The organism is Streptomyces sp. NPDC037126, assembly GCF_055605965.1.
In genome coordinates this window covers 80,003-93,497 of sequence record NZ_JBVJTD010000018.1, presented here as the reverse complement: position 1 = coordinate 93,497, position 13,495 = coordinate 80,003, and the positions used below count along the sequence as shown (strand labels likewise).

Here is a 13,495-nt window from a genome sequence, read left to right as displayed (position 1 = left end):
ACCGGCCCTGTCCCGGAGCCGGGTCGTACTGCGGTACACGAGTACCGAACCGACCATGCTCGCGACGGCCGCGTCACCAGACCGTCGCCAGCAGAAGTGCGAGGGGGTCACCTCGCTCGAATGAGCTTAACTCGCGGGTAACGAGCGCGCCAGACCCAAGTCGTTCCCGACTTTGTGATCTGGCTCCCTCCGCGGGCGAGGCCCCCTACGCTGGTGCTCGTGGACGAAGAGTTGCGATCGCTCACGGAGCGCGTACGGCAGGAGTCGCGCGGCTCGGCGGCGGTCGACCGCCTGCTCGCGACCGAGGACCACGACGAACTGGCGGAGGCGCTCACCGCGCCCGGACAGCCCCTATGGGCCAGGGAACTGGCCGCGTTCCGGCTCGGCCTCGTCGGCGACCGGCGCGCCTTCGAGTCCCTGGTCCTCCTGCTGAACCACCGCGACCCCCCGCGCTGCGCCTCCGCCGCCCACGCGCTGGCCCGTCTCGGCGACCCCCGTACCGCCCGCGCGGCCGCCGCCCTCGCCACCAACGAACTGCGCGTCGCCTACGCCCTGCACCCGGTACGGCTCCTGGCCGCGCTCCGCGCCCCCGAGTCCGTGCCCGCGCTGATCACCACCCTGGAGCGCCGGCTGCGCCCGCACGACCCCTACCGGCGGGTCGCCCTCGCCTGCGTGGAGGGCCTGGGCGCGCTCGGCGACCCCCGGGCCCGCCGCGTCCTGAAGGAAGCCCTCGCCCATCCGCCGCTCGCCGAGGCGGCGGTGCACGCCCTGGCGGGGCTTCCCCAGGAGGAACAGGCCAGGTGACGCCCGGTCAGTCGCGCAGCTCCCTGGCGTAGCGCACCTCGGGCACGGGCACGCCGTCCACCTCGAACGGCTCCTCGGCCCCGTCCGGCCGGTATCCGGCGCGCTCGTAGAAGCGGCGGGCGGGGGCGTTGTCCCGGAGCACCCACAGCAGCATCCGCGGGTGGTCACGGCGCTGCCGCTCGGCGTGCTCCAGCAGGGCGCGCCCCACGCCGCTCCCGAGGTGCGCCGGGTCGACGTAGATCGCGTACAACTCGGCGTCCCCGGTGGGCGCTTCCCCGTCGCGGTACGGCCCGTGCGCCGCCCATCCCAGGATCTCGCCCGCCCGCTCGGCGACCAGGTTCACCACCGAGCCGTCGTCCTGTGCGAGCCACGTCCGCCGCTGCTCGGCGTCCCGCGCCACGCTGAGCCCGTCGAGGTACCCCTGCGGCATGAGCCCCTTGTACGCGTGCCGCCAGCCACCCACCCGGATCTCGGCGACGCGGTCGCAGTCGGCGGAGGTCATGTCCCGGACGGTGAGGAGGCTCATGCCGGCACCACGGCGAGCGCCTCTATCTCCATCAGGAACTCCGGGCCCACCAGCCCGGCCACGCGCACGGCCGAGGAGGCGGGGAGGCGGTCGTCGGGTATGTGGGCGGTGCGGGCCGCGCGGATGGCGGGCATGTGGGCCATGTCGGTGACGAAGTACGTCAGTTTGACGACGTGTTCGAAGCCGGCCCCGGCCGCGGCCAGGCAGCGGCGCAGGTTCTCGAACACCTGCCGGGCCTGGGCGGCGGCGTCACCCGGGCCGACCGGCTTGCCGTCCTCGTCCAGGGCCAGCTGGCCGGAGACGGCCACGAGGCGGCCGGTCGCCGAGACGACATGGCTGTACTGGGTGGCGGGTGCGACACCGTCGGGGGCGGTGATCCGGGTGGGTTCCGTCATGGCTCCATGGTGGACCACGGCACCGACAACGCCCCCGACGGCCCTCGGTGCACGCTCAGCGGCGGAACCCCAGCAGACCGTGGAGGGTGGAGCCGCGCGACGAGGTCGAGGCCGCCTTCGTCGTCAGCGGCTCGGGGTCGGGCGACTTCTCGCAGACGGCGTCGGCGACGCCCCTGCCGCGCGGGACGGTGCCGTCGGTGAGGTAGGCGGCCAGGTACGTGTCCAGGCAGGCGTTGCCGCTCAGCGTGATGCCGTGGTTGCCGCCGCCCTCCTCGACCACCAGGCTGGAGCGGGCCAGCAGCTGATGTGCCGTCACGCCGCCGGCGTACGGGGTGGCCGCGTCGTTCGTCGCCTGGAACAGCAGCGCCGGCGGCAGCTTGCCGTTGGCGATGTTCACCGGCTTCATCCGCTGGGTCGGCCAGAACGCGCACGGCGCGTTGTACCAGGCGTTGTTCCAGGCCATGAAGGGCGACTTCGCGTACACCGCCCAGGTGTCGCGCGCCCAGTGCGCCCAGTCGGGCGACCAGGCGGTGTCCCGGCACTGCACGGCCGTGTAGACGCTGTACCCGTTGTCGCCGGAGGCGTCCACGTGGGCGAAGTTCTGGTACGCCTGCACCAGCGGCCCGGTGTTCCGGTCGTGGACGTAGGCCGCGAACGCCTCGGCGAGGTAGGGCCAGTAGCCGTCGTAGTAGCCGCCCGGGATGAAGGTGTCCTCCAGTTCGGAGGCGCCGACCTTGCCGCCGGCCGGCTTCTTCGCGAGGGCCGCCCGCATCGCGTACCACTCGGCCGCGACCTTCTCGGGGTCCTTGCCGAGCCGGTACGTGGCGTCGTACTTGGCGATCCAGGCCATCAGCGCGCGGTGGCGGTCGTCGAAGGCGTAGTCCTGGCCGATGTTGTCGCGGTACCAGACGCCGGTCGGGTCGACGATCGAGTCCAGCACCAGACGGCGGACCCGGTCGGGGTGGAGCTTGGCGTAGACCGCGCCGAGGTAGGTGCCGTAGGAGTACCCGTAGTAGTTGATCTGCCGCGCGCCGAGGGCCTGGCGGACGGAGTCCATGTCCTCCGCGGCGCTGACGGTGTTGATGTAGGGCAGCACGTCCGCGTACCGGCGGCCGCAGGCGGCGGCGAACGACTTCGCGCGCTGCAGGTTCGCCTGCTCCAGCGCGGGCGTGGCCGGCACGGTGTCCACGCGCGGCGCCCCGAAGTGGCCGGGCTCGCAGTCCAGGGCCGGGGTGCTCCGGCCGACCCCGCGCGGGTCGAAGCCGATGACGTCGTACCGGGCCGCCACGCTCCTGGGCAGCGCGGACGCCACGAACCCGGCGAGCGTGAGCCCGCTGCCGCCGGGGCCGCCGGGGTTGACCAGCAGCGGGCCCTGGGAGGTCCGGGCGGTGTGCGGAACGCGGGACAGGGCGAGCGTGATCTGCCAGCCGGACGGGTTCGCGTGGTCCAGCGGCACCCGCACCGAGGCGCACTGCAGGGTCGGGTAGTCGGCGGTGCCGCACTTCTTCCAGACGAGGCCGGCCGACGGGGCGGCCTCGGCCGGCGCGGCCGTGACCGAGGCCGCCACCAGGGCGCCGGCCGCGCACAGCAGGGCTGCGCGTGTTCTCATGGGTCCTCCCGGGACGGAGGTTTCGGCGAACCGCGGAGGATCACGGTTCACGCGGCATCGTCCCGGAATCGGGGCCCCGTGGAACGCGTCGCAGCGATAGTTGACCCAATTGGGCCGCGGGATGCCCCCTAACGCTCCCGGGCCGCCCTCACATGAGCGTGAGCTGGGTCGGTTCGGACAGGTCCGCGGGCCGGCCCGGCCCGGCCGGGCGGATCCGCCGGGCGGTCCCCGCGCGCGTGGGCCCGATGCCGTACTCCTGGGCCAGTTCGTGCACCTGACGGGTGATCCGGCGCTGGTACCACTTCGGCGCGTAGGCGCCCTCGGCGTAGAGCCGCTCGTAGCGCCGCACCAGGTGCGGGTGGTGCTCGCCGAGCCAGGCCGTGAACCACTCCCGCGCCCCGGGGCGCAGGTGCAGCACCAGCGGGGTGACCGAGGTGGCCCCGGCCGCCGCGATGGCCCGTACCGTCTCCCGCAGTCGGTCCGGATGGTCGCTCAGGAACGGGATCACCGGCGCCATCAGCACCCCGCAGCCGATGCCGTGCTCGCCGAGGGCCCGCACGACGTCCAGGCGGCGCTCGGGCGCGGGCGTCCCCGGCTCCACCGTGCGCCACAGCCCGGCGTCGAGGAAGCCGACCGAGACCGAGATGCCCACGTCCGTCACCTCGGCCGCCCGGACCAGCAGGTCCAGGTCGCGCAGGATCAGGGTGCCCTTGGTCAGGATCGAGAACGGGTTCGCGTGCTCGGTGAGGGCGGAGATGATGCCCGGCATCAGGCGGTAGCGGCCCTCGGCGCGCTGGTAGCAGTCGACGTTCGTGCCCATCGCCACGTGGTCGCCCTGCCAGCGGCGGGAGGCCAGCTGCCGGCGCAGCACCTCGGGGGCGTTCACCTTGACCACGATCTGGGTGTCGAAGCCGATGCCCGTGTCGAGGTCCAGATAGCTGTGCGTCTTGCGCGCGAAGCAGTACACACACGCGTGCGAGCAGCCACGGTACGGATTGACCGTCCACTCGAACGGCATGCGTGAGGCGCCCGGCACCCGGTTCAGCACCGAGCGCGCCCGCACCTCGTGGAAGGTGATCCCGCGGAACTCGGGCGTGTCGAAGGTGCGGGTCGTGACCGCGTCCGCGCCGAACAGCGCGGCGTCGGCGGCCCGCCGGTGCTCTGCGGACCCGGCGGACTCCGCGGACTCCACGGCGAGGTTCTCCCAGCGCATGAACCCTCCTCGGTAGCACTGGCCACAGAATAGAACATCTGTTCCCATGATCGTGCGGGCCCCGATTTGGGCGCCCGGGTGCCGGGGTGGTTGGCTTTTCCCAACCCCGAGCAATCAGGTCCTGGAGGAACGCAATGGCGCAGGTCGAGGCCACTACGGAGCGGGTCGTCGCGGCGGACGCGGAGAAGGTGTTCGACGCCCTCGCCGACTACCGCGGCACACGGCAGAAGCTGCTGCCCGAGCACTTCAGCGAGTACGAGGTGCGCGAGGGCGGCGACGGCGAGGGCACCCTCGTCCACTGGAAGCTCCAGGCCACCAGCAAGCGGGTGCGCGACTGCCTCCTGGAGGTCAGCGAGCCCACCGACGGCGAGCTGGTCGAGAAGGACCGCAACTCGTCGATGGTCACCACCTGGCGCGTCACCCCGGCCGGCGAGGGGAAGTCCCGGGTCGTCGTCACCACCACCTGGAAGGGCGCCGGCGGCATCGGCGGCTTCTTCGAGAAGACGTTCGCACCCAAGGGCCTCGGCCGGATCTACGACGCGGTGCTCGCCCGGCTCGCCGCCGAGGTCGAGAAGTAGGGCCAAACCCCGTACGGTGAAGGGGCGTTGCGCCCCTTCACCGGTTCGGGTGGATCTCCCGGCGGTCCGGGATCGTGCCGTAACTCGCCGCAGTTGTTCGCAGTTGTCGCCTTACGCGGGAAATGTGAGCAGGTGCGACGAGGGGAGCGGGACGTGGGCGGGACGACTCTGGTGGAGCACGAGCCTGCCGCGCCCCCGGCCGCGGGGCGGGAGACCGCCACCGCACCGCCGCCCCCCGCGCCCGGGGCCCCGCTGGGTCCGCGCCGGGTGCGGCTGGTCTTCCTCGGGCTGATGCTGGCACTGCTGCTGGCCGCCCTGGACCAGATGATCGTCGCCACCGCCCTGCCCAAGGTCGTCGGCGAACTCCACGGCCTGGACCGAATGTCCTGGGCGATCACCGCCTACCTGCTCACCTCCACCGTCGGCCTGCCCCTGTACGGCAAGCTCGGCGACCTGTTCGGCCGCAAGGGCGTCTTCCAGTTCGCCATCGCCGTCTTCGTCGTCGGCTCCGCGCTCGCCGGCCGGGCCGGGACCATGGACCAGCTGATCGCCTTCCGCGCGGTCCAGGGCGTCGGGGCGGGCGGGCTCATGATCGGTGTGCAGGCGATCATCGCCGACATCGTCCCGCCCCGGGAGCGCGGCCGCTACATGGGCCTGATCGGCGCCGCGTTCGGCCTCGCCTCCGTCGCCGGGCCGCTGCTCGGCGGCTACTTCACCGACCACCTCTCCTGGCGCTGGTGCTTCTACGTCAACGTCCCCTTCGGACTGGTCACGCTCGCCGTCGTCACCGTGGTACTGAAGCTCCCGCGGCCGGGGTCCCGCGGCCGCCTCGACGTGCTCGGCGCGCTGCTGCTCGCCGCCGCCTCCACCTGTATCGTCCTGCTGACCAGCTGGGGCGGCACCGAGTACGCGTGGGGCTCGCGGGAGATCCTGGGCCTCGGCGCGGGCGCGCTGGCCGCCGTCGTCCTCTTCCTCGTCGCCGAGCGGTTCGCCACCGAACCCCTCATCCCGCTGCGGCTGTTCAGGGACTCCGTCTTCAACGTCAGCGCCCTGGTGGGCCTCGTGATCGGGGTCGCCCTGTTCGGCGCCGCCAGCTATCTGCCGACGTTCCTGCAGATGGTCGACGGGGCCAGTGCCACCGAGTCCGGGCTCCTGATGCTGCCCATGATGGCCGGGATCGTCGGCGCCTCCATCATCGGCGGCCAGCTCATCAGCCACACCGGCCGCTACAAGGTCTTCCCCGTCCTCGGCGGCGCCGTCTCCGCCGTCGGCATGTGGCTGCTGTCCCGCCTGGAGGTGGACACCCCCCGGCTGCACTACAGCATCTGGATGGCCGTCCTCGGCGCGGGCATCGGCCTGGTGATGCCCGTGCTCGTCCTCGCCGTGCAGAACTCTGTACGGCCCGCCGACCTCGGCACCGCCACCAGCGCCAACAACTACTTCCGGCAGATCGGCGGCAGCGTCGGTGCCGCCGTCTTCGGCACCCTGTTCGCCGGCCGGCTCACCACCGCCCTGCGCCACGAACTGCCCCCGCGCGCGGGGGCCCGGCTGCCCGACGCCGACTCCATCACCCCGCAGCTCGTCCACGCGCTGCCCGCGGCCCTGCGCGACGCCTACATCCGCGCCTACGCCGACGCGATGCCCCGGATCTTCCTCTACCTCGTCCCGGTGCTCGCCCTCGGTCTGGTCATCGCCTTCTTCCTCAAGGAGAAACCCCTGGTGTCCCACAACACCGCCGACACGGAGCACGAGTCCGTGACCGCCCCGATCCCGGGGGCCCGCGCCCGGTCCCAGGCCGGGGGGAGCCCCGTACCGCCCCGCTCGCCGTACGCCGCGGGCATCCCCGTCTGCGGCACCGTGCAGCACCCCGACGGCACCGTGGTGCCCCGCGCGGCGCTCACCCTCATCGACGTCGCCGGGGTCCAGATCGGCCGGGGCGCCAGCGGCGACGACGGGCGGTACGCGCTCAGCACGCCCGGCTCCGGGTCGTACGTGCTGATCGCCGCCGCGGGCGGGCACCAGCCGCAGGCCGTCTCCGTCACCGTCGGCGAACGGCCCGTCGAGCTCGACGTGGTCCTCGGCGGCGCCGGGCGCCTCGCCGGCAGCGTGGTCACCGCCGACGGCACCCCCGTGCGGGACGCCACCGTCACCCTCACCAACGTGCACGGCGAGGTGGTGGCGGCCACCCGCAGCGGCCGCGAGGGCGGCTACGTCATCACGGAGCTGGTCGCGGGGGAGTACACCCTGGCCGCCAGCGCCCCCGCCTTCCGCCCGGCCGCCCTCCCGGTCACCGTGCAGGCCTCCCGGGAGACCCGCCAGGACGTCGAACTCGCGGGCGGCGCCGTGCTGCGGGGCACCGTCAGGGCGAGCGGCGGCCGGCCCGTCGAGGACGCGCGCGTGACGCTCCTCGACGCCGCCGGGAATGTCGTCGACACCCTCACCACCGGAGCGGACGGATCGTTCCGGTTCGTGGACCTCTCCTCGGGCGAGTACACGGTCATCGCCGCCGGTTACCCGCCGGTCGCCACCGTGCTCCAGGTCGCGGGCGGCGGCCGTACGGAACGGGACCTCCAGCTCGGTCACGAGGACTGAGCGGACCCGGGGGCGCCCTCGGAGCGCCGGGCCGCGAGCCGGTGCGATCTTGTGAAAGCAATTCCAGGATTGCCACACATCGCCACCGGCCGCCGCCGTACCGTAGTGGCGGGCGGCACAGATCGTTTGCGAACAGCCGTGGGGAGAGAGGGCCTGGGCCATGGACCGTGGCAGCGAGCGGGACGCAGCTCCCGGGCGTGGCGCCGGCGACACCGAGGCGGGCCGGATCCCGCTGGCCGTGGTCGTCGTCGACCGCGACGGCCTGGTGTCCCACTGGAGCAGCGGCGCCCGGCGTCTGTTCGGCGTGCCCAGGGAGGACGCGGTCGGGCACTGCGCGGCGGACCTCCTGCCGGTCTCCGGCGCCCTCCCCGAGGACCTGCGGGACGATCCGATGCCGGACGCCTACGAGGCGTACGACGGGATCGGCCCCGACCTGGAGGCCTCGCTCGTCGGCCACACCGCCTACGCCACGGCCGGCCGCGCCCGCGTCTCCCCGCACCAGCGGAAGGCCGACGAAGCCGAGCGGCTGGACGTGCTGTGGTGGGCGTACCCGCTGGTCGGCCCCGGCCCCGCCCGGCTGCTGGTGCTCGCCGCCGACGCCACCAGGCTGCGCGCGGAGCGCGGTTACGACGACGAGACCGCCGAGCGCATCTCGCCCGGCTTCGCCCGCCACACCGAACTCCCCGCGCCGGACGAACTGGAACGGCGACTGCCGGAGATCCTGCCCAACATGGGCCCGGGCCTGAGCGGGCGCATCATCTCCCAGGTCCTCGAACTCGGCTACCCGGTCCTGGAGTTCAGCCAGTACGACCGGGTGCCCGTGACGCCCTACTGGGGCGTGCCCCGCCGGCCCGGACGCCTCGGCACCCGTGTCGAGCCCGTCGTACCGCAGCAGCGGGCGGCCTCGGCCGTCGTCCCGGCCGGTGCCGAGCGGGACCTCGAGTACGCCGCCGTGCGCGAGCGTCTGGAGTTCCTCAACGAGGTCAGCTCCGGCATCGGCACCTCCCTCGATCTCGGGGAGACCATCCGCGAGGTCACCAGCGCCGCGGTGCCCCGCTTCGCGGACTTCGCCGGCACCCATCTGCGCGCGGCCGTCCTCGCGGGCGAGGGCTTCCCGGAGGGCCCGCCGGACGCCAGCACCGTGATGTTCCGGGTCTGGGTGGAGCACAACGACGAACCGGGCCGCTGGGACGACACCGTGCCGGTCGGCGAGGCCTTCGCCTTCCCCGAGCACACGCCCTTCTACAAGTGCATGGTCACCGGCGAACCGGTCCTCATCCCGCAGATCACCGAGGAGCTGTCCGAGCGGATCTCCGGCGAGTTCGAGAAGCGCGACCTCAGGCCGCTCATCGGCGGCCGTTCGCTGCTGATCGTGCCGCTCAAGGCGCGCAACGTCGTCCTCGGCTTCATGGTGCTGATGCGCCGCCCCGACCGCCCGGCGTTCGACGACATGGACCGCACCACCGGCGCCGAACTCGCCGCCCGCGCGGGCCTCGTGCTCGACAACGCCCGCATGTACACCTACCAGGAGAACGTCGCCGACACCCTGCAGGACAGCATGCTCCCGCAGGTGACCCCGCGGATGGCCGGGTGCGACGTCGCCACCCGCTACCTGCCCGGCACCCGGCTCGGCCGGATCGGCGGCGACTGGTTCGACACCATCAAGCTGCCCGGCTCGCGCACCGCCCTGGTGGTCGGCGACGTCATGGGCCACGGACTCAACTCGGCCGCGATGATGGGCCAGTTGCGCACCGCCGTGCAGACCATGGCCGCGATGGAGACCCCGCCCGCCCAACTGCTGCGCAACCTCGACGACCTGGCCCGCAGGCTCGGCGACAACTACCTCGCCACCTGTGTCTACGCGGTGTACGACCCGATCCGCGGCGAGCTGCACCTCGCCAACGCTGGGCACATCCCGCCGGTGCTGGTGCGTGCCGAGGACGGCAGCAGCGAACTCCTCGAACTGCCCACTGGCGCCCCCATAGGCGTCGGCGGCGTCCCCTTCGAGTCCACCCGGATCGAGGTCGCCCCCGGTGACCGGCTGGTGCTGTGCACCGACGGCCTGGTCGAGGTGCGCGGCTCCGACATCGGCGAGGGACTCGCCGCGCTCTGCGAGTCCGCCGCGCACCCCGCGGCCTCGATGGACGACGCCTGCGACACCATCATCCGCGCGCTGAACACCCATGGCGGACGCAAGGACGACGTCGCCCTGCTCATGGCCCGCCTCAACGGCATCCCGGACGACCACGTCGCCGAATGGCACCTCGAAGCCGATCCGCGCGAGGTGGGCCGGGCCCGCCGCCTGGTCACCGGCCGGCTGCTGGAATGGGGGCTGCCGCAGGCGGTGGAGACCGCCCGGCTGCTGGTCAGCGAGGTGGTCACCAACGCGATCCGGCACGCCGGGAGCGACCGGATCGGGCTGCGCGTGGTCCGCACCGACGCGCTGCTGTTCGAGGTCACCGACGACGAACCCGCCCTGCCCGCCATGATCGGCGCCGGGCCCTACGACGAGTCGGGCCGGGGGCTGCGCGTGGTGAGCCGACTCGCCCGGGAATGGGGTGCCAGCGCGACCGGGCACCGCAAGACCGTCTGGTTCGAGCAGGGCCTCGTGGGACACCGCTGAAGGGGGCGCGCGAGCCTGCTCTGCGCGCCCCCGCGCATGTCCTGGGTCCGTACTTCTGGTGAAGGTGGCCCCTCACCCCTTGCCCACCCCCCGCTCCCCGCGATATTCCGATCACGGAACCGACCGTTGGGGAGAGGGCATGAACGTCTCGGAGAACTACCGCAGCGCGTGGGAGAGTTACTGGAGCGAGACCTCCGACGCTCCGGGGGAGGCGATCTGGGACTCCGATCCCTCGCTGACCGCGGAGCCGCACAGCGCGCTGTTCCTGCCGCACGCGGACCCGGACCGTACCGTCGTCGACCTCGGCTGCGGCAACGGCACCCAGACCCGCTATCTGGCCACCCGGTTCGCGCGCGCCGTCGGCGTCGACCTCTCGCACGCGGCCGTCGAGCACGCCCGCCGGGCCGCGGACGGCGGGACCGTCGAGTTCCGGCAGCTCGACCTCACCGACGCCAAGGCCGTGACCGCCCTGCACGAGCGGCTCGGCGACAGCAACGTCTACATGCGGGCCGTCATCCACCAGAGCGAACCGGACGCGCGCCCCGCGGTCGCCGCTGCCGTCGCCGAGATCATCGGCAGCGAGGGACGCGCCTTCGTCGTCGAACTCACCTCCGCTTCCCGGGACGTTCTCCAGCACGCCGCGTCCCAGTCGGGCGGCCCCGGGCCCAAGCTGCAGCGCGTCTTCCACCACGGCCTCAAGCCCGCGGACGCGGACGACGACGAGATCCCGCGCCTGCTCACCGAGGCCGGCCTGACGGTGCTCGCCGACGGCGAGACGACCCTGCCGCAGACCGAGCACCTGACCGACGGCACCCGCATCGACCTGCCCGCCCGCTGGTTCGTGCTGGCCGGGAAGTAGGCGGACGGCGGAGGCCCACGGGGTGTGCGGGACACCTGACCACCGTCCCGCGCCGCCCCGGGCACCGGACCCCGGCCGGTCTCGCGACCCGGCGCACGTGGGGCCGGTGACCGGTTGCCGCGAGGTCGTAGCCTGGCCGCTCCCCGGCGCGTAACGTGCGCAGCATGAAGATCCTCATCAGTGCCGACATGGAGGGGGCCACGGGCGTCACCTGGCCGGCCGACGTGCTGCCGGGGACGCCGCAGTGGGAGCGGTGCCGGTCGATGTTCACCTCGGACGTGAACGCCGCCGCGGAGGGCTTCTTCGACGGCGGCGCCGACGAGGTACTCGTCAACGAGGCCCACTGGAGCATGCGCAACCTGCTGCTCGAACAGCTCGACGAGCGGGTCGAGATGCTCACCGGGCGGCACAAGTCGCTGTCCATGGTGGAGGGCGTCCAGCACGGCGACGTGGACGGCATCGCGTTCGTCGGCTACCACGCGGGCGCGGGTATGGAGGGCGTCCTCGCCCACACCTACCTCGCCAACCAGATCACCGGCGTCTGGCTCGACGACGTCCGCGCCAGCGAGGGCCTGCTCAACGCGCGCGTGGTCGCCGAGTACGGCGTCCCCGTGGTGCTCGTCACCGGCGATGACGTGGCCTGCGAGGACGCCCTCGGCTACGCGCCCGAGGCGCTGAAGGTCGCCGTCAAGGACCATGTCTCGCGCTACGCGGCGGTGTGCCGCACCCCGGCCCGCACCGCCGCCGACATCCGCGCCGCCGCCAAGGAGGCCGCCCGCCTCGCGGTACGGCACGAACCCGTCCAGGCCGGGCCGGCCACGGTCGCCCTGGAGTTCGACGCCGAGCACCTGGCGATGGCCGCGACCGTCGTCCCCGGCGTCGCGCGGACCGGGGAGCGGAAGGTGGCGTACACCAGCGCCACCATGTACGACGGGATCCGCACGTTCAAGGCGGTCACCACGATCGTCTCCGCCGCCGTGGAGGAGCAGTATGGCTGACCACCAGGCCCTCGACGAGGTCGTGGAGTTCACCTCCGGCCTGATCCGGATCGACACCACCAACCGCGGGGGCGGGGACTGCAGGGAGCGGCCCGCGGCCGAGTACGCGGCCGAGCGGCTGGCCGGGGCCGGCCTGGAACCGCTGCTGCTGGAGCGCACGCCGGGCCGCACCAACGTGGTCGCCCGGATCGCGGGCACCGACCCGTCCGCCGACGCCCTGCTGCTCCACGGTCACCTGGACGTGGTGCCGGCCGAGGCCGCCGACTGGAGCGTGCCCCCGTTCTCCGGGGAGATCCGGGACGGAGTGGTGTGGGGGCGGGGCGCCGTCGACATGAAGAACATGGACGCGATGATCCTCGCCGTCGTCCGGTCCTGGGCCCGCGAGGGCGTACGGCCCCGGCGGGACATCGTCGTCGCGTTCACCGCCGACGAGGAGGCCAGCGCCGAGGACGGCTCCGGATTCCTCGCCGACGAGCACCCCGAGCTGTTCGAGGGCTGCACCGAGGGCGTCAGCGAGTCGGGCGCCTTCACCTTCCACGACGGCGCCGGCCGGCAGATCTACCCGATCGCGGCGGGGGAGCGCGGCACCGGCTGGCTGAAGCTCACCGCGCGCGGCCGGGCCGGGCACGGCTCCAAGGTGAACAAGGAGAACGCGGTGACCCGGCTCGCCGCCGCCGTCACCCGCATCGGCGAGCACGAGTGGCCGCTCAGGCTCACCCCGACCGTGCGTGCCGCGCTCACCGAACTCGCCGCCCTGTACGGCGTCGAGGCGGACTTCGGGAACGTGGACCGGCTGCTGGAGAAGCTCGGCCCGGCGGCCAAGCTGGTCGAGGCCACCGTCCGCAACAGCGCCAACCCGACCATGCTGGACGCCGGTTACAAGCTCAACGTCATCCCCGGCGAGGCGGTCGCCCATGTGGACGGCCGGTATCTCGCGGGCGGCGAGGAGGAGTTCACCGCCACCCTGGACCGGCTCACCGGCCCGGACGTGACCTGGGAGTTCGCGCACCGGGAGGTGGCCCTGCAGGCACCGGTGGACTCGCGCACCTTCGCCCTGATGCGGTCCGCCGTCGAGGAGTTCGCCCCCGAGGGCCACGTGGTTCCGTACTGCATGTCGGGCGGCACGGACGCCAAGCAGTTCTCCCGGCTCGGCATCACCGGCTACGGTTTCACTCCGCTGAAGCTGCCCGAAGGCCTCAACTACCAGGCGCTGTTCCACGGAGTGGACGAGCGCGTGCCGGTGGAGGCCCTGCACTTCGGCGTCCGTGTCCTCGACCGCTTCCTGCGGACGGTCTAGA

11 protein-coding genes are annotated in these 13,495 nt (G+C 73.1%); 7 read left to right on the top strand and 4 right to left on the bottom strand.

The genetic code is table 11. From position 1 onward, the window contains the following. Positions 1 to 219: 219 nt before the first annotated feature. Positions 220 to 804 (top strand): adenylosuccinate lyase, encoded by a 585-nt coding sequence (locus ACZ7FF_RS32340; protein ID WP_470816690.1) that lies wholly within the window; start codon positions 220 to 222, stop codon positions 802 to 804. Between the two features lie 7 nt (positions 805 to 811). Here ACZ7FF_RS32340 and ACZ7FF_RS32335 read toward each other — a convergent pair whose 3' ends face one another. The 4 genes from ACZ7FF_RS32335 to ACZ7FF_RS32320 form a co-directional block, all read right to left on the bottom strand. After that, positions 812 to 1,330 carry a GNAT family N-acetyltransferase gene (locus ACZ7FF_RS32335; RefSeq protein ID WP_470816688.1) on the bottom strand — a complete coding sequence of 173 codons (519 nt, stop codon included), beginning with the start codon at positions 1,328 to 1,330 and terminating at the stop codon, positions 812 to 814. Then, entirely contained in the window at positions 1,327 to 1,725 is a 399-nt protein-coding gene (locus ACZ7FF_RS32330) for a RidA family protein (RefSeq protein ID WP_470816686.1), read from the bottom strand. Before ACZ7FF_RS32330 ends, ACZ7FF_RS32335 begins: the two co-directional genes overlap by 4 nt. Positions 1,726 to 1,780: 55 nt before the next feature. Beyond that, a complete protein-coding gene (locus tag ACZ7FF_RS32325) occupies positions 1,781 to 3,334 on the bottom strand; it encodes an alpha/beta hydrolase (protein ID WP_470816685.1) in 1,554 nt (517 codons plus the stop codon). Between the two features lie 148 nt (positions 3,335 to 3,482). Further along, on the bottom strand, positions 3,483 to 4,547 hold the full coding sequence (locus tag ACZ7FF_RS32320; protein ID WP_470816684.1) for an Rv2578c family radical SAM protein: 1,065 nt from the start codon (positions 4,545 to 4,547) through the stop codon (positions 3,483 to 3,485). 134 nt (positions 4,548 to 4,681) lie between these two features. On the opposite strand from ACZ7FF_RS32320, the gene ACZ7FF_RS32315 reads away from it, so the two are divergent. From ACZ7FF_RS32315 to ACZ7FF_RS32290, 6 genes are all read left to right on the top strand, one after another. Next, entirely contained in the window at positions 4,682 to 5,125 is a 444-nt protein-coding gene (locus tag ACZ7FF_RS32315; protein WP_153545860.1) for an SRPBCC family protein, read from the top strand. A 153-nt stretch (positions 5,126 to 5,278) separates the two neighbouring features. After that, positions 5,279 to 7,717, top strand: a complete 2,439-nt coding sequence (locus tag ACZ7FF_RS32310) for an MFS transporter (RefSeq protein ID WP_470816682.1) — start codon at positions 5,279 to 5,281, stop codon at positions 7,715 to 7,717. 160 nt (positions 7,718 to 7,877) lie between these two features. Next, complete coding sequence (locus ACZ7FF_RS32305) at positions 7,878 to 10,340, top strand: SpoIIE family protein phosphatase (protein WP_470816680.1); 2,463 nt, start codon at positions 7,878 to 7,880, stop codon at positions 10,338 to 10,340. A 139-nt stretch (positions 10,341 to 10,479) separates the two neighbouring features. Then, positions 10,480 to 11,199: a methyltransferase domain-containing protein gene (locus ACZ7FF_RS32300; protein ID WP_470816679.1), complete on the top strand. Its 720-nt coding sequence runs from the start codon at positions 10,480 to 10,482 to the stop codon at positions 11,197 to 11,199. A 164-nt stretch (positions 11,200 to 11,363) separates the two neighbouring features. Beyond that, on the top strand, positions 11,364 to 12,197 hold the full coding sequence (locus tag ACZ7FF_RS32295) for a M55 family metallopeptidase (protein ID WP_470816678.1): 834 nt from the start codon (positions 11,364 to 11,366) through the stop codon (positions 12,195 to 12,197). Next, a complete protein-coding gene (locus ACZ7FF_RS32290; protein ID WP_470816676.1) occupies positions 12,190 to 13,494 on the top strand; it encodes a M20/M25/M40 family metallo-hydrolase in 1,305 nt (434 codons plus the stop codon). The genes ACZ7FF_RS32295 and ACZ7FF_RS32290 overlap by 8 nt, the downstream gene beginning before the upstream one ends. Position 13,495 lies beyond the last annotated feature (1 nt).

Excerpts from the sequence above, each read along its gene's own strand:
- ACZ7FF_RS32320 (WP_470816684.1), bottom strand. The coding sequence starts at position 4,547 with ATGCGCTGGGAGAACCTCGCCGTGGAGTCCGCGGAGTCCGCCGGGTCC.
- ACZ7FF_RS32335 (WP_470816688.1), bottom strand. The coding sequence starts at position 1,330 with ATGAGCCTCCTCACCGTCCGGGACATGACCTCCGCCGACTGCGACCGC.
- ACZ7FF_RS32325 (WP_470816685.1), bottom strand. The coding sequence starts at position 3,334 with ATGAGAACACGCGCAGCCCTGCTGTGCGCGGCCGGCGCCCTGGTGGCG.
- ACZ7FF_RS32305 (WP_470816680.1), top strand. The coding sequence starts at position 7,878 with ATGGACCGTGGCAGCGAGCGGGACGCAGCTCCCGGGCGTGGCGCCGGC.
- ACZ7FF_RS32315 (WP_153545860.1), top strand. The coding sequence starts at position 4,682 with ATGGCGCAGGTCGAGGCCACTACGGAGCGGGTCGTCGCGGCGGACGCG.
- ACZ7FF_RS32300 (WP_470816679.1), top strand. The coding sequence starts at position 10,480 with ATGAACGTCTCGGAGAACTACCGCAGCGCGTGGGAGAGTTACTGGAGC.
- ACZ7FF_RS32295 (WP_470816678.1), top strand. The coding sequence starts at position 11,364 with ATGAAGATCCTCATCAGTGCCGACATGGAGGGGGCCACGGGCGTCACC.
- ACZ7FF_RS32330 (WP_470816686.1), bottom strand. The coding sequence starts at position 1,725 with ATGACGGAACCCACCCGGATCACCGCCCCCGACGGTGTCGCACCCGCC.
- ACZ7FF_RS32290 (WP_470816676.1), top strand. The coding sequence starts at position 12,190 with ATGGCTGACCACCAGGCCCTCGACGAGGTCGTGGAGTTCACCTCCGGC.